Raw genomic sequence first — 16,270 nt, forward strand, 5'->3', positions numbered from 1 at the left:
CCGGGCCTCTCGGGCACTCTTCGCCGAAGATTTCATAGCGATAACAGAATTTTCAGCGATGAGCGGGGACAGGCAGACGATGGCAACTAAGGTGATGCAGGGGGTGCGCGTCCTCGAAGTGGCGCAGTTCACATTCACACCGGCCGCCGGAGCGATCCTGGCCGACTGGGGCGCGGACGTCATCAAGATCGAGCATCCCGTGCGCGGCGATACCCAGCGCGGCTTCCTCAACATGGGCGGCGTCCAGCTCGATCCCTTGCGCCATACGCTGTTCGAGCATCCCAATCGCGGCAAGCGCAGCGTCGGCATCGACCTCTCGACCGCGGAAGGCCAGGAACTGCTCTACGAAATGGCGAAGCACTGCGACGTGTTTCTCACCAACTACCTTCCGCAGGTGCGCCAGAAGAACCGCTTCGACGTCGAGCACATCCGCGCCGCCAATCCGAACATCATCTATGCGCGCGGCAGTGCCTGGGGCGACAAGGGACCCGAGCGCGAAAAAGGCGGCTTCGACGGCACCGCCTTCTGGTCGCGCAGCGGCATTGCCGATTGCATGACCCCGCCCGAACTGCCCGGTCCGCTCTCTCAGGGGATGCCTGCCTTCGGCGATTCGATCGGCGGCATGTTCATTGCCGGCGGCATCTCCGCCGCACTCTTCCACCGCGAGAAGACCGGCGAGGCCGCCGAACTCGACGTCTCGCTGATGAGCACCGCGGCCTGGGCCTCGGGCGCGAACATCGCGCAGGCCGTCGAGACCGGCGTGATCACCAAGAACGCGATGCCCAGTTCGGGCGGCGGCGCCAAGAATCCCTTCATGGGCAATTTCTGGACGTCCGACAATCGCACCATCAACTTGTGCATGGTCAGCCCGACCGGGCTCATTCGCGACACCTTCGAACATGTCGGCCGGCCCGAAGCCGCGGACGATCCGCGCTTCCAGGACGTGCTCAGCCTGATCGAGCACTCCAAGGCCGCCAGCGACATCCTGGTCGCCGCTTTCGCCGAGAAGCCCTTCGCCTATTGGCGCGAGCATCTGAAGACGCTGAAGGGCCAGTGGGCGCCGATCCTCAACTTGCTCGAACTGGCCAGCGACGAGCAGGCGCTCGCCAACGACATGCTGATCGAGGTCGAGGGCGCCGACGGCGGAGAGCCGCTGAAGCTGGTGCGCGGCCCCGTCCAGTTCAATGGCGAGGCGGTGGAAACCACGCGCTCGCCCCAGGCCTCGGAACATACCGAAATCGTGCTCATGGAGATGGGCGTGGACTGGGACCGGATCGAGGATCTCAAGTCCAAGGGCGCGATCGCCTGATCCCGCTCCCGACAATTCGACTGCAAGGAACCTAGAAGATGAAGCCTGGAACCCGTCTCAAGAGCGCTGCCTGCGACACCGAAGTCATGGTGATCCGCGCTGCTGACGGCACGATCGAATGCGGCGGCGCACCGATGGACGAAGCCAAGCCCGCCGATGCCGCTCCGCTGGCGGCCGACTTCTCCGCCGGCACGCTCATGGGGAAACGCTATGTCGATGCGGACGGCAGGTACGAACTGCTTTGCGTGAAGCCCGGGAAGGGTTCGCTCTCGGTCGACGGCGTGGCGCTGGTGGTCAAGGACGCCAAGCCGCTTCCCGCCTCCGACTGATCCCGGCATTCTCCCGCAAGCGCTGCAAGGCCCCGCTCACCGATGAACATCGCCCTCCTCCTCGAAATGGCGGCAGAAGCCGCGCCCGACCGCGTCGGCCTCGTCTGCGAGGGCAAGCGGTGGACTTACGGCGACCTGCTGGCCGCAGCACGGGGCGCCTTCGAACTGATCCGGCAAAGCGATGCTCAATATGTCGCGCTGCTCGATGAAAGCAGCGAGGCGGCGGTGATCGCCGTGTTCGGCGCCGCGCTGGCGGGCGTGCCCTATTGCCCGCTCAACTACCGCCTGCCCGATGCCGATCTTGCCGCCCTGCTCGGCCGCATAGCCCCGGCGCTGGTGATCGGCGACGAGGAGCGCATCACCCGCCTTGCCGCGGACCAGGGCCATACGGTGCTTTCCAGAGAAGAGTTCTCACTGAAGGCTCAGGAAACCGTCCCAGCCGAGGATGCCCGCGAATACGATCCCGGCGAAGGGGTGGCGATCCAGCTCTTCACCAGCGGCACCACCGCAGCGCCGAAAGCGGCGATCCTGCGCCATTCCAACCTGCTGGGGTACATCTTCGGCACCGTGGAATTCGGCACCGCCGATGAGGGCGATGCCGCGCTCGTGGTCGTGCCGCCTTATCACATCGCCGGCATTTCCGCCCTGCTCTCCTCGATCTATTCGCTGCGGCGGATCGTCATGCTTCCCGCCTTCTCGCCCGAAGGCTGGCTCTCGCTCGTCGCGGACGAACAGGTGTCCAACGCCTTCGTCGTCCCGACCATGCTCGCGCGCATCATCGAAGCGATGGAGCGGGCCGGCGCGGCAGGCATATCCAGCCTACGCGCTATCGCTTATGGTGGCGGCAAGATGCCACTCGAAGTGATCCGCAAGGCCCTGGAGCTGTTCCCCGAAGCGGGCTTCACCAATGCCTACGGCCTCACCGAAACCAGCTCCACCGTCGCCCTGCTCGGCCCGGACGATCACCGCGAGGCGCTCGCCTCCCAGGACCCCGCGATCCGCGCGCGGCTGACCTCGCTTGGCAAGCCGATCCCCACGGTGGAGATCGAGATTCGCGGCGAAGACGGCGAGACCCTTGGCCCCGGACAGCCCGGCGAAATCTATGTCCGCGGCGAACAGGTCTCGGGAGAATACAAGGAAAAGAGCGCGCTCGACGCGCAAGGCTGGTTCCCCACCCGCGATGCCGGCTACATGGACGAACACGGCTACCTCTTCCTGTCCGGCCGCGCCGACGACGTGATCGTGCGCGGCGGCGAGAACATGTCCCCCGGCGAGATCGAGGACGTGCTGCTGACCCATCCTGCCGTGGCCGATGCCTGCGCCTGCGCGATCCCCTCGGTGGAATGGGGCGAAGCCGTGGGCGTCGCCATCGTGCTGCGTGACGGACACGAAATGCCTGCCGAGCCGGACCTCAAGGATCTTGTCCGCGCACGGCTGCGCTCCTCGCGCGTGCCCGAAAAAATCGTGTTCTTGTCGGAGCTTCCATACAACGAAATGGGCAAGCTCCTGCGCCGCAAGGTCAAGGATGTCCTTGCCGGCTGACGCAGAGGCCAAGGGGCCCGCAATCCCGCTGGCGCGCTGGGCCGACCGGCAACTGGCGGCGCTCGCGCGCGACCATGGCCTGCCCCGCCTCCACGGCGCCGCCCTGCTTGGCGAACGCGGCGCCCATGGCGGCTACCGCATCGGCGGCCGCATTTCCGCCGGACTTGGTGGCAGCCGCCTCCTGCCGACCCGCGACGGCCGCTGGTTCGCACTCACCCTGATCCGCGATGTCGACCGCGAACTCCTGCCCGCCCTGTTCCAGGACGAGGCGTTGGCGGTCTTCGATCATGCCGCCATCGCCGCAGCCGCCCTCCGGCATGACTGCGCCGATCTGCTGGAGCGCGGGCGCATGCTGGGATTGCCCGTGGCGAGCGCCGACGAGGAACCGGTATCCGCTCCGGTCGAAATCCTGGAACGCGGAGACAAGCGCAGGCGCACCGCTGGACATCGTCCGCTGGTGGTGGATCTCTCGGCCATCTGGGCGGGGCCGCTGGCGGGTCACTTGCTATGGCAAGCCGGCATGGAAGTCGTAAAAGTGGAAAGCCTTACGCGTCCGGACCTGATCCGACGCGACGATCCCGCCACGTTTGACCGCATCAACCAGGGCAAGGCGAGCCTGCTCGTCGATTTCGCCAGCGCCGAACAGAAAGCGCGTCTGATCGGCCTCATTCGCAGCGCCGACGTGGTCATCGAAAGCTCGCGCCCCAGGGCGCTGCGCCATCTCGGCATCGATGCCGACGCGCTTGTGCGCGAGATTCCGGGGCTGGTCTGGCTGACCGTGACCGGCCACGGCGCGCGCGGGGAGCCGGCCAACTGGGTCGGGATCGGCAACGATTGCGGCGTGGCCGGGGGCTTGTCCCGCGCCCTTGCCGAAGTCACCGGCGAAATCGGATATGTGGGCGATGCCATCGCCGATCCGCTGACCGGCATCGTCGGCGCGCGCGAAGTGCTTCGTGCGTTGCAGCAAGGGGGTGCCAGGCGGATCGGCCTGTCGATGAGCGCGATCGTCGCCATGGCGCTGGCCGAGGAACGCGCCTTCGACCGCGCCGCGCTCGACTGCGAACTTCGCAGCTGGGGCCAGGCAGTCGGCCATCCCTTTCCCGCTCTTGCCCCGCGGGTTCCGAGCGCGCCCGTCCGTCCGCTCGGCGCCGATACCGAACGTTACCTTGCCGCGGCGCTCGCATGCTGATCCGCGATGCCGAGATCCACGGCCAGGGCACGGCCGACTTGCGCCTGGAGGGGCGGCTCGTCACAGCCATCGGCACGCTCCAGCCCCGCGCGGGAGAGCCAGTCATCCTCGCTCGCGGTGGCGCCTTGCTGCCGGGCCTTCACGACCATCATCTCCATCTTGCCGCGCTGGCGGTGCGCGAGGCCTCGGTCTTTTGCGGGCCGCCGCAAGTGTCCGACCGCGACGCGTTGATCGGCGCGCTATCCCAGCCCGGCGAGGCTTGGCTGCGCGGCACAGGTTTCTGCGAAAGCATTCTGGGCGGCACGCTGCCCGATGCCCGCATGCTCGACACGATCGTCCCCTCGCGGCCGCTGCGCATGCAGCACAGGACAGGCCGCATGTGGTTCCTCAACAGCTTGGCGCTTGCCGAACTCCTCGACCGGGGCCCCGCCCCGCCCGGCCTGGAGCGCGAGAACGGGCACTTCACCGGCAGGCTGTTCGACGAGGACCGCTGGCTGCAGCAGGCCCTGGGCAGCACACCACCGGACTTTGCCGCGACCAGCAGCCGCCTGGCGGCCTCGGGCATAACCGGCATTACCGATCTGTCACCGCGCAACGATCCGGCAATGGCCCGCCATTTTTCTGCGCAGCGCGCGGGCGGCGCTTTGAAACAGTCGGTGGTTCTGGGCGGCGCCCTGTCGCTCGCGTCCGCGCAGCAGCAGGACGGCTGGCGCCTCGGCCCCGCCAAACTCCACTTGCACGAAAGCGCCTTGCCGGATTTCGAGCAGACGAGCGCCTGGATCACCCAGGCGCACGACCAGGGCCGCGGCGTGGCGGTCCACTGCGTCACCGAAGTGGAGCTGGTCTTCACCCTCGCCCTGCTGGAGGCCGCGGGAAGCCTGGACGGTGACCGGATCGAACATGCCTCGGTCGTTTCGCCCGAACTTGCGGCGCGCCTCGCTGACCTGAACCTCAAGGCCTGCGTGCAACCGCAGTTCGTTGCTGGGCATGGCGACCGCTATCTTGCCGAAGTCGAAACCCGGCATCATCCCGACTTGTACCGTCTGCGCAGCCTGCAGGACGCCGGGATCTGCCTCGCCGGAGGAAGCGACGCGCCTTACGGCAGCACGGACCCCTGGGCCGGCATGCGCGCTGCCGTCCAGCGCCGCACCGCCGCGGGCGTCCCGTTTACGCCGGAAGAGGCCCTGACGCCGGAGCAAGCGCTGGCACTCTTTCTTTCCGATCCGCTCGACCTCTCACGCCAGCGCCGCATCGCCGTGGGCGAACAAGCCGACTTGTGCCTGCTCGACCGAACCTGGCAGGAAGCGCGCGGCCGTCTGGACAGCGGGGATGTACGCATGACGATCGCGTCAGGTCGGGTCGTCCACCAGCGCATCGACCAGTCCCCAGGCCAACGCCTCGCGAGCGCCGAGACGGCGGCCGCTTAACACCATCAGCAACGTGCGCTGGCGGCCGATCCGCCGGCTGAGCGACACGCAGCCCCCGGCCCCGGGCAATATGCCCATCGCCAGTTCGGGCAACTGAAACCACGCGCGGCGGCTCGCCGTGATCCGCGCCGCGCAAGCCGCCAGTTCGAGCCCGGCGCCGATGCAGGCCCCGTCGATGTGCACATCCATGCGGTCCGCACACATCAGCGCCTCGCTGGCGGGGAGCGTGACACAGCGGATCGCATGGGCCGTGGCCGGATCGGTCGTGGTGCCGAACTCGGCAAGGTCCGCGCCCAGGCTGAAGCTGCGCCCCCCCGCCCGCAGGCGGACCCGCTCGATGGTCCGGTCGGCATTGGCCAGCGCGAAGGCCTCATGAAGCGCGTCGCGCATGGTCCGATCGATGGCGTTGCCCGCTTCCGGCCGATCCAGCGTGACGGTCAGGATGTCCCTTTCGCGCGCAAGCGTTACCCGCCCTTCGCGAAGCGCGGCGTGCGCCGGGCGCCGCGCGGCGATCCAGCGCCGATGCGCGTCGCTGCCCTGCAGCACTGCATAGGCCAGCGACTCGGCGACGAGCGCTTCCTCATCGGGTAAATGGTCCAGAATGCGCAGCAACTGCGTCACCACCGCCGCCGCGCTCGGCTGGTCACGCACAGCCTCCAGCAAGGCCTCGGGCGTGAAGCGCGGTTCGAGGCAGGCGTCGAGTCGCGCTGCCAGCGGATGATCGCAAGGACCCAGGCCGATCACCGGATAAGGCGGCAGCCGAAATCCGGGGGCGTCCCGGGCCCCTTTTCCCAGATCGACGAAGGCCATCGGCCAATCCGGATAGCTACCGGGGGCGGCCAGGTCCTGCAGGGAGAGGGTCACGTCGTCTGGAGTCACCGCAGTGCATTACCTTTCCGGTCAATTCCCTGTGCTGCTTGAAACATGCCCATCCCTTTTCGCCAAGGCCAACCCGCCGCAGCAAACTTGCGCTCCAACGCATTGTTTCGGGCATAAAATGGCAGAAATCCGCCAGTTCCTTGGCACTACCTCCATTTCGACATCATCGCATGCGCGAAGCCTATTGAAGCAGCATCGCCATGATGCTAACCCGGTTTAGCAAAAAACGAGTCAGGCTCAGTTTTTATAGAGACCGACTCGAGGAGAGAAGTGAGTTTCCATCACCACCCGGAGGGAGGAGAGACCTCATGCCTGGAAAGACGACCTCATCGAACAAGGCGAAGATTGCTCGCCGCGTCATCGAAGTGCTCGAATATTTCGACGATTCCCACCGCGAAGCGACCGTCATGGACATCGTGCGCCGCTACAATCGGCCGCAGTCGAGCACGTCGGAACTGCTTTCGAGCCTCGTGGAACTCGGCCTGCTTCACAAGGATCCCTATTCCCGCGCCTATAGCCTCACGCCCCGCGCCGCGTTGATCGGCACTTCGGGCCAGCCCGAACTGGTCCGCGACGGCCGGATCGTCCGCCTGATGGACCGCCTGGTCGCCCAGACCGGCCTTTCGGTCGCGCTCACCTCGATGGTCGGGCTGGACGTGCAGATCGTGAACTGGCGCCATGGCCCGCGTGCCCTTGCCGCAACGCGCGAACTGGCCGGCGGGATCAAGGAACCCCTCGCCCAGAACGGAGCCGGCTGGCTCATGCTGTCCACCATCGCACGCCAGCGCTGCGAGGGCATGGTCCGCCGTCTCAATGCCGAAGCCGACGAGCAGGGCAAGTTCCAGTTCGCCGACATGATGAACCGCATCGATACCTGCCGCGACCCGCGCCATGTGTTCGGCCCGGCCGGTTTCGGCAGCGGCGCCGAGGCCCTTTCCGGTCTCGTCCCGCGCCAGCCCGAGGGTCACCCGCTGGTCATCAGCCTGATCTACGGCAAGGACGACAAGGTCAATCCCGAGGCGCTGCTGCACTCCCTGGGTGACGCGRTGCGCAAGTGCCTGCCCGATCCCACGCCGATGCCCGAGCCGGAACTGCTCTCGCACGCGGCTTGAAGACCGCCTGACCGGGGGCGAGAACCGCCACCGGAACCGGCAACGGAAAAAAGGCCTCGCGGCATGACCGCGAGGCCTTTTCCTTTGGAGCGCTTATTTCTGTCCGGCCTGCTTCTCGCCGGCCTGGATCTCGTCCAGCATGGTGCGGGCGATCTTGAGGAAGTTCGCCGTATCCGTCTGGGCGGACGGGATCGCCTGCCGGAAGGTCGCGAAACCGTGGACCAGTCCGCGGCCTTCATAGAAAGCCGTCGGCACGCCCGCCTCGACGAGCTTGGCTGCATAAGCGCGGCCCTGATCGCGCAGCGGATCGAGCCCCGCCGTGACCAGAACCGTGGGCGGCAGGCCGGTCAGGCTGCCCAGGATCGGGGAGCTGCGCGGGCTCTTGGGATCGGCTGCATAGTGCTTCTGGAACAGCGCGGTCATGCTGTCGTCGAGGCCGTAGCCCTTGGCGAACTGTTGAGCCGAAGGATAGCTGCGGGTGAAATCGGCCGCGGGATAGATCGGCACTTGCAGGATCACCGGCACGGCCGCCGGCTTGTCGCGCAGGGCCGCCGCCGCGATCAGGGTGAGATTGCCGCCGGCGCTATCGCCGCTGAGAACCAGTCCCGTGACATCGCGGCCCAATGCCTTGCCGTTCGCGGCCACCCAGCGCGCGGCAGCCTCTCCGTCATCGGGAGCGGCGGGCCAGGGATGCTCCGGCGCCAGGCGATATTCGACCGAGACCACCGGCAAGTCGAGTTGGCGCGAGATTTCGGCGGCCAGCGCGGCATGGGTATCGATGCTGCCCAGCACGTAGCCACCGCCGTGATAGAACACCACCACCGGTCCCGGTCCGCGCTCTGCCCGCGTATCGAACAGGCGCAGGGGGATCGATCCGCCCGGCCCCGGCATGGTCAGGTCCTTCATCACCGCGAGATCGCCGACGGGAAGGTCGCGGGACGGCATGGCCGACGGCGGCAGCTTGCGGATCTGCGCGATCACTTCGGCCGTCAGCGGCGGCATCGGATGCGCGTTCGACGCCTTGAGATAGGCCGCCACGTCCGGCCGCACATAAGGCGACGCCGTGGCTCCTGACGCCGGTGCGGGCGCCGAGACCGCAGCCGCTTCCTTCGCGGCAAGGCCAAAGGGCGCGAAAGCGACGGCCAGCGCCGTCATTCCCAGCCCGAAATGTGCGAGAGTCGAAGTTCTTTTCTTCGTACCGATCACGAATTGCATCCAATCCTCCCTGTTAGAGAGGCCCGTTGTATGGCTGCAATTCACGCTTGGCGAGCGAGAGAGACCTCCCGCCCGCCTCGCAGGCTCAATAAACGCCACCCTGTTGTTCGGCGAAGTCCTGCTGCTCGCCGGAACTGGCGGTGATCGCGGCCTGGCGGGCTTCGCGCACGCCGCGAATCTCGGCGACAAGCGCATCGCGGCGGCGCGCGAATTCGTCTTCAGGCGAATACTGGCGCGGCTCGGTATCGGGCTTGAAGGCTTCCCAGATCACGGCCGCCTTCGGGTCGTTGCCCGGCTCAACGCCCATGACCTGCTTGCCGCTGACGCGATCGATGCGGACCATGCGGATCCCCGCAGGCGCGACGAACGGCTGCGTGCCCCAGCGCTCGCGCGTGGCCTGGACCACCTGCTTGAAGATCGGCGCGGAAATACGGCCACCTTGCGCATAGCCACCGAGCGAGCGCGGCGTATCGTACCCGAGGTAGACGCCGCCGACATAGTCCTGCGTGCCGCCGACGAACCAGACGTCGGTCGGGCCGTTGGTGGTGCCGGTCTTGCCGAACATCGGCATGCCAAGGTCGCGCAGGACCACGGCGGTGCCGCGGGTCACCACGCCTTCGAGCATGTGGACCACCTGGTAGGCAGTGCCGGAATCGATCACCTGCTTGCCCCGGCGCACGACGCGCGGCATCGGCTTGCCGTCCCATTCGGGCATGTTGCAGGTATCGCAGCGGCGGTTGTCCGGCTTCCAGATCACCTTGCCATTGCGGTCCTGCACGTAATCGATCGGCGAGGACGCGAACTGCACGCCATTGTTCGCCAGGGCGGAGTAGGCATTGACCATGCGCGAAACCGTGGTTTCGCCCGCGCCGAGCGCGAAGGATAAGTAGGGCTTGTAGTCCCCGATGCCGACGGTCTTGAAGGTCTTCACCACGCGCTTCATGCCGGTGTCGTTGGCGATGCGGATGGTCATCAGGTTGCGGGACTGTTCCAGGCCCCAACGCATGGTGTGGCTGCCGGAACCGCCTTCGCCGCCGAAGTTGCGGAAGCATTTGTTGCCCAGCGCCCCGCCCTGATAGACGCAGAACGTACCGTCGAGCACCTGGGTCGCCGGCGTCATGCCGTATTGCAGGCCGGTGGCGTAGACGAAGGGCTTGATGGTGGAGCCAGGCTGACGTTCGGCCTGCACGGCGCGGTTGAAGGAATCGAGCCCGGAATCGAACCCGCCCTGCATCGCCATGATACGGCCGGTGCCCGGCTGCTCGATCACCATGCCGCCCGAAACCTCGGGAATGGTGCGAACTGCGTACGTATCCGAGGAAACCGGCGCCGCGGCGACGAGGTCACCCACTTTGGCCAGGTCCGAGATATTGGTGAGCGTCGATATATTGCCGTCGGAGAATCCGATCCGGCCGGTCGAGCCGCTGCGATCGACGATCACGCCGACGCGCCAGTCCTTGTAGTCGATCGTCTTGTTGGAAACGATCAGCTGGGACTGCCAGGTGCTCATGTCGTCGATATGCGCGATCGGATGGGCCCAGGCCCGCCCGCCCTGATAGCGCAGCAGACCCGCGCGCAGGGCATCGCGCACGGCGCCCTGCATCTGCGCATCGAGCGAAGTGCGCACCCAGAGGCCGCCGGCATAGACGCTGTTCGGCCCGTCCTCGGCCTTTTCGCCGTACTGGTCGATCAGGCGGCGGCGCACTTCCTCGATGAAGTAGCCGTTGCCGGAAGGATAAGTCTCGACGCGGCGGGCGATCAGGCCGAGCGGCTGGGCCTTGGCGGCGTCGGCATCGGCGCGCGTCGCCCAGCCGTTGGTCACCATCTGATCGAGCACCCAGTTGCGGCGCTCGACCGCCATGCCCTCGTACTGCTTGCGGCCGTAACGCTCCGGCGCCTTGGGCAGGATCGCCAGGAACGCGGCTTCGTGGAGCTGGAGCTGGTCGACATCCTTGCCGAAATAGGCCCGGGCAGCAGCCTGGACGCCGAAGCTCTGGCGGCCCAGCGGAATCTCGTTGAGGTAGAGTTCCAGAATCTGCGGCTTGTTCAGCACGCTCTCGATACGGCGGGCGACCACCATTTCCTTGAGCTTGCGCGTGACGGAGTATTCGTCGCCGATCAGGATGTTCTTGGCCACCTGCTGGGTGATCGTCGAACCGCCGCGCGCGCGGCCCCCGGTGCCGAGCTTGGAGGCATAGTCCACCACCGCGCCGGCAAGCCCGGTGACATCGACGCCGCCGTGGGTCCAGAACGTCTTGTCCTCGGCCGAGAGGAAAGCGTCGACCAGCGGCCTCGGGAAATCGACGTAGCGCAGCTGGACGCGGCGCTCGCGGGCATAACTGTAGACGATCTGGCCATCGACGCCGCGCACCATGGTGGGCAAAGGCGGCTGATATTCCAACAGCTTGCTGGCGTCGGGAAGATCGTGGGTGAAGGCAATCCAGAGCCCGCCGAGCGCGACGAGGCCGGTTCCCGCGGCATAAGTGAAGCGGCGCAGCCACTTGCGTTCGCGCCAGGCGCCCCCAAATGCAGCGAAGGGTCGGCCGAAACGACGGCCGGCACCACGGCTGATGCGATAGTGGGCGTCCTCGGGCGGCTGCTCGGAGCCGTTGTCGATGATCTCGTCGGTCATTTCGACTGCCTCTAGAGCATTTTCAGGTCAGGTGGAAACACCTGAGGACCCGGAAAAATGCCGCAACAAAGATGGATCGGAAACTGCTACGCCCCGGTTCAGCGGCTCGGGCTCTAGCACGGGCTTTTTGCGCAAGGCCAGATGCGGCGTGCTCTTTTCGTCGCAGCGACCGTTCTGCTCGAACCGCTCCTGCGCGCAGAGGAGACGGTCAGACGCCGACTTTCCGGGCGAAATAGGCGCGGATGGCCCTGGCCGCGGCATCCGCCAGAGCCTGCTGCCCCGCGCGGGATGTCAGCAGCTGAGCGTCCGCCTCATTGTTGATATAGCCGGTCTCGAACAGGATCGAGGGGATATCCGGCGCCTTGAGCACGGCCAGCGCCGCGGTCTGCACCTGGTCCCGGTGGAGGCCGAGGTTGGCGCCGCGCATCTCGCGCAGCACGAGTTCGCCGACTTGCGTGGAGCCGGCCTGGGTGCCCCGCTGCGACAGATCGAGCAGGATCGCGCCCACCGTCTGGCTGGTCTGCGCCAGGGCGACGCCATTGACCCGCCCCGCTGCGTTTTCCCGCGCGGCGAAGCGCTCGGCAGCCTCGCTGGAGCCCTTTTCGGACAGGACATAGACGCTGGCCCCGCGCGCGGCGTCGCTGTCCGCGCTATCGGCATGGATCGACACGAAAAGGTCGGCGCCAAGCCGCCGCGCCATGTCCGGCCGGTCCGGCAATGCGATGAAGCGATCGGCATCGCGGGTCAGCGCCACGCGAATGCCGCCGTCCTCCAGCAGCCGGTTGCGCAGCGCCAGGGCGATCCTGAGTGCGACCGTCTTTTCCTTGGCATCGCCCTGCCCGGCGCCGGGATCGAAACCGCCGTGACCCGCGTCGATCACCACCAGCGGCCGGCTGGCATCGCCGGGCCCGTCGATCCGCGGCAGGTCCACCGGCATGCCCACCTCGGGCAGATCGAAGCGCACGACATAGTCAAGATCACGCTGCGAGGGGAAGAAACGCGGCCAGAGCACCCACAATGCGATCGCCAGCGCCAGGGGCGCGGAAAGGATCATGACGAGCTGCGTGCTGCGCGACATCCCGTTTGACTAGGATCGCCCAACGCTCGCCGCAATCCCGCCGAACAGCGCTTTTCCCCCGATTTCACGCGCCTGGCGGCAATCCGCACGGCGATAACGCTCACTGTTCGGCAATGAACTTGCCGTGCAGTGTCTTGAATGCTAGGCCGTTTCGACCCGGGCCCAAGAAGCTTCGGCCTTCGAAATCCGGACAGACACCACTAGGATGGTGCCGGACAGGGCCGACCAAGCCAAATCCCGGCCGTCAAAAACCGGAAAATTCGTTCCGGATCGAACAGGTTGACGCGAGAGATGAGAAGCCAATTGCCGCCTTGCCAGCCGACGCCCGAGAGGGCGGTGGCGGTGTGGGCGCAATTCTTCGCGTGTCCGAACTCGCCACGCGCACTTCCGCTCGCAGACACGCCCGCCCGTCTCCTGGCAATCCGCCGGAAGACAGCGGGCACCATCGCGGCCTCTGCCGCGACAGACAAGAAAACAGTCGCACTCGGGGCGCTGGATTGCCCCGTTTCCAACTTTACCTCCGCCCGTTTCGAGGCTGGCCTTGCCGCATCCGGCAGGCCCGACCTTCTCGCGGCGGGCACCATCGAACAGACACGCGCCGCCCTGGCTGATCCGGCCGGGGCAGAGCGCGTACGGAGAATATACAATGGCAACGCGCATGCTCATCGATGCGCGCCACCCGGAAGAAACACGGGTGGCGGTACTCAAGGGAAATCGCATTGAAGAGTTCGATTTCGAATCGGCCGACAAGAAGCAGATAAAGGGCAACATCTACCTGGCGAAGGTCACCCGCGTGGAACCTTCGCTCCAGGCGGCGTTCGTCGACTTCGGCGGTAATCGCCACGGCTTCCTTGCCTTCAGCGAAATCCACCCCGACTACTACCAGATCCCCAAGGAGGACCGCGAGGCCCTGCTGGCGGAAGAAGCCGCGCATGCCGAGGAAGAAGCCGCCCTGCGCGCTTCGGAAGGCGATGACGAGGACGAAGAAGGCGGCGAAGGCTACGAAGGCGAAGACTTCCAGGACGGCGGCCTGACCGAAGTCGACACATCCGAAAAGGACCATGTCGCCACGATCGAGGACGGCAACGTCGAGAACGGCTTCGAGACTTCGGACGAAGACGCTTCGGAAGAAGAATCCTCGGGTCGTGGACGCCGCGGACGCGGTCGCCGCCAGGGTGGCCGTAATGGTGGCCGCTCCAAGGAAGCCGACGAACTGCGCGCCAAGCGCATGGCGCTGCGCCGCCGCTACAAGATCCAGGACGTGATCCACCGCCGCCAGGTGCTGCTGGTCCAGGTCGTCAAGGAAGAACGCGGCAACAAGGGCGCCGCCCTCACCACCTACCTCAGCCTGGCGGGCCGCTACTGCGTGCTCATGCCGAATTCCAGCCACGGCGGCGGCATCAGCCGCAAGATCAGCTCGGCGTCGGACCGCAAGCGCCTGAAGTCGATCATCGCCGAAATGGACCTGCCGCGTTCGATGGGCTGCATCGTGCGCACCGCCGGCCTCCAGCGCACCAAGACCGAGATCAAGCGCGATTTCGACTACCTCGCCCGCCTCTGGGACGAACTGCGCGAGATGACGATGCGTTCGGCCGCTCCGGCGCTGATCCATTCGGACAGCGACCTGATCAAGCGCGCCATCCGCGACATCTACAATCGCGACATCGAGGAAGTGATCGTCGAGGGCGAGGAAGGCTACCGCGCGGCAAAGGACTTCATGAAGCTCCTGATGCCCAGCCACGGCCGCAAGGTTAAGCCTTACGCCGATCCGGTCCCGCTGTTCCAGCGCTTCGGCGCAGAAGACCAGCTGACGGCGATGTACGACCCCGTCGTGCAGCTGCGTTCGGGCGGCTACATCGTCATCAACCCGACCGAGGCGCTCGTCTCGATCGACATCAACTCGGGCCGCGCCACCAAGGAGCACGGCATCGAGCAGACGGCGGTCGCCACCAACCTCGAAGCCGCGCAGGAAATCGCCCGCCAGCTTCGCCTGCGCGACATGGCCGGCCTCGTCGTGATCGACTTCATCGACATGGAGTACGGCTCGAACGTCCGCAAGGTCGAGAAGGCCGTCAAGGAAGCGCTCAAGAACGATCGCGCCCGCATCCAGGTCGGCCGCATTTCCAGCTTCGGCCTGATGGAAATGAGCCGTCAGCGCCTGCGCACCGGCGTCCTGGAAGCGACCACCCGCTCCTGCCCGCACTGCGACGGCACCGGCCTCGTCCGCACCGCCAGTTCGGCGGGCCTCTCGGCGCTGCGTCTCATCGAAGACGAAGCGGCCAAGGGCAAGGGCGTCGTGGTGTCGCTCTTCGCGTCGACCGAAGCGGCGATCTACCTGCTCAACGCCAAGCGCACCGACCTGGCCGACATCGAGGATCGTTACGGCGTCAACGTCGAAGTGATCCCCGAGGGCGAGAACGAAGGCGCGAAGATGCGCGTCGTCTCTTCCGGCCCGCGCAACGACTTCGTGCCGCGCTTCGAACCGATCGCCGAAGACGTCGAGGATGACTTCATCGACGAAGAGGACGAGTTCGAAGAAGAAGCCCGCGAGGAATCGCGTGGCCGTGGTGAAGGTCGTGACGAGGACGGCGAAGGCGGTTCGCGGCGCAAGCGCCGCAAGCGCCGCCGTGGCCGCAACCGCGACCAGCGTGACGACCAGGGCGCCGAGGGCGAGTTCGAAGCCGAAGGCGAAGAGTCCGGTGACGAAGCAGGCGAAACCGAAGGCGATGCCGAGGCTGGCGAAGAAGACTTCGCGCCCGCCGGTGAAGGCGACGATTCGGATGCCCCCCGCAAGCGTCGCCGCCGTGGCGGTCGTCGCCGTCGCGGTCGTCGCAACGGTGAGAACGGCGAAAACGGTGAAAACGGCGAGCACGCTGGCGACGAAGCCGGCGAAGATGCCGCCGACGAAGCTGGCACCGAAGCCGAGGAACCGGTGGAAGTGGTTGCCGAAGTCGTGGTCGCCGCGGAGCCGGTCGTCGCGGTGGAGGAAGCTCCTGCCAAGCCGAAGCGCACCCGCCGCAAGAAGGCGGATGCCGTGGAAGCCGTAGCGGAAGCGCCGGCAGAAGCGCCCGTCGAAGCCCCGGCAGCCGAAGAAGCCCCTGCCAAGCCGAAGCGCACCCGCCGCAAGAAGGCGGATGTCGTGGAAGCACCGGTCGAAGCCGTGACGGAAGCGCCGGTCGAAGCTCCGGTGGCAGAGGAAGCTCCTGCCAAGCCGAAGCGCACCCGCCGCAAGAAGGCGGATGCCGTGGACGCCGTATCGGAGGCCCCTGCACCCGTGGAAGCACCGGCGGCCGAAGAGGCTCCGGTCAAGCCGAAGCGGACGCGCCGCAAGAAGGTGGAAACCGTCGAAGCGGCCGCCGAACCTGCTGCCGAGACGCCCGCCGTCGAAGCCGCCAAGGTGGAAGAGCCTGCAGCCGCAGCGCCCGCCGATGGCGACAGCGCGAACGACTCGGCCGAAGACCCGTCCTCGCCGCGTCGCGGCTGGTGGCAGCGTACTTTCGGCAACTGAGGATATGTGAAGGGCGGCCTGCGCGGCCCTTCACACACTCCAGGACAAAG

11 protein-coding genes are annotated in these 16,270 nt (G+C 66.7%); 7 read left to right on the forward strand and 4 right to left on the reverse strand.

The genetic code is table 11. From position 1 onward, the window contains the following. The first annotated feature begins 79 nt into the window (after positions 1-79). Genes AB4Z00_RS16925 through AB4Z00_RS16945 form a run of 5 tightly spaced genes read left to right on the forward strand, consistent with a single transcriptional unit; the run spans position 80 to position 5,796 of the window. A complete protein-coding gene (locus tag AB4Z00_RS16925; RefSeq protein WP_442046661.1) occupies positions 80-1,309 on the forward strand; it encodes a CaiB/BaiF CoA transferase family protein in 1,230 nt (409 codons plus the stop codon). 38 nt (positions 1,310-1,347) lie between these two features. Beyond that, positions 1,348-1,638 (forward strand): hypothetical protein, encoded by a 291-nt coding sequence (locus AB4Z00_RS16930; protein ID WP_134093109.1) that lies wholly within the window; start codon positions 1,348-1,350, stop codon positions 1,636-1,638. 42 nt (positions 1,639-1,680) lie between these two features. Next, positions 1,681-3,180 (forward strand): class I adenylate-forming enzyme family protein, encoded by a 1,500-nt coding sequence (locus AB4Z00_RS16935; protein ID WP_442046662.1) that lies wholly within the window; start codon positions 1,681-1,683, stop codon positions 3,178-3,180. Continuing rightward, on the forward strand, positions 3,164-4,369 hold the full coding sequence (locus AB4Z00_RS16940) for a CoA transferase (protein WP_442046663.1): 1,206 nt from the start codon (positions 3,164-3,166) through the stop codon (positions 4,367-4,369). Before AB4Z00_RS16935 ends, AB4Z00_RS16940 begins: the two co-directional genes overlap by 17 nt. Beyond that, positions 4,363-5,796, forward strand: a complete 1,434-nt coding sequence (locus AB4Z00_RS16945) for an amidohydrolase family protein (protein WP_442046664.1) — start codon at positions 4,363-4,365, stop codon at positions 5,794-5,796. Before AB4Z00_RS16940 ends, AB4Z00_RS16945 begins: the two co-directional genes overlap by 7 nt. Here AB4Z00_RS16945 and AB4Z00_RS16950 read toward each other — a convergent pair. Further along, positions 5,719-6,606 carry an enoyl-CoA hydratase/isomerase family protein gene (locus tag AB4Z00_RS16950; protein ID WP_442046665.1) on the reverse strand — a complete coding sequence of 296 codons (888 nt, stop codon included), beginning with the start codon at positions 6,604-6,606 and terminating at the stop codon, positions 5,719-5,721. The genes AB4Z00_RS16945 and AB4Z00_RS16950 overlap by 78 nt on opposite strands. Positions 6,607-6,983: 377 nt before the next feature. Here AB4Z00_RS16950 and AB4Z00_RS16955 point away from each other — a divergent pair, with 377 nt between their 5' ends. Then, positions 6,984-7,787 (forward strand): helix-turn-helix domain-containing protein, encoded by an 804-nt coding sequence (locus AB4Z00_RS16955; RefSeq protein ID WP_442046666.1) that lies wholly within the window; start codon positions 6,984-6,986, stop codon positions 7,785-7,787. Between the two features lie 93 nt (positions 7,788-7,880). Here the strand turns inward: AB4Z00_RS16955 and AB4Z00_RS16960 are convergent, their stop codons facing one another. The 3 genes from AB4Z00_RS16960 to AB4Z00_RS16970 form a co-directional block, all read right to left on the reverse strand. Continuing rightward, entirely contained in the window at positions 7,881-9,002 is a 1,122-nt protein-coding gene (locus AB4Z00_RS16960; protein WP_442046667.1) for an alpha/beta hydrolase, read from the reverse strand. Between the two features lie 85 nt (positions 9,003-9,087). Further along, positions 9,088-11,634: a penicillin-binding protein 1A gene (locus tag AB4Z00_RS16965; protein ID WP_442046668.1), complete on the reverse strand. Its 2,547-nt coding sequence runs from the start codon at positions 11,632-11,634 to the stop codon at positions 9,088-9,090. Positions 11,635-11,842: 208 nt separating this feature from the next. Then, complete coding sequence (locus AB4Z00_RS16970; RefSeq protein ID WP_132263328.1) at positions 11,843-12,712, reverse strand: N-acetylmuramoyl-L-alanine amidase family protein; 870 nt, start codon at positions 12,710-12,712, stop codon at positions 11,843-11,845. Between the two features lie 646 nt (positions 12,713-13,358). Here AB4Z00_RS16970 and AB4Z00_RS16975 point away from each other — a divergent pair. Continuing rightward, the gene (locus tag AB4Z00_RS16975) at positions 13,359-16,220 is read left to right on the forward strand and encodes an Rne/Rng family ribonuclease (protein WP_442046669.1); all 2,862 of its coding nucleotides are present in this window, start codon (positions 13,359-13,361) and stop codon (positions 16,218-16,220) included. The last annotated feature ends 50 nt before the right edge of the window (positions 16,221-16,270 follow it).

It is taken from the genome of Novosphingobium sp. YAF33, from assembly GCF_052113265.1.
Classification (GTDB): domain Bacteria; phylum Pseudomonadota; class Alphaproteobacteria; order Sphingomonadales; family Sphingomonadaceae; genus Novosphingobium.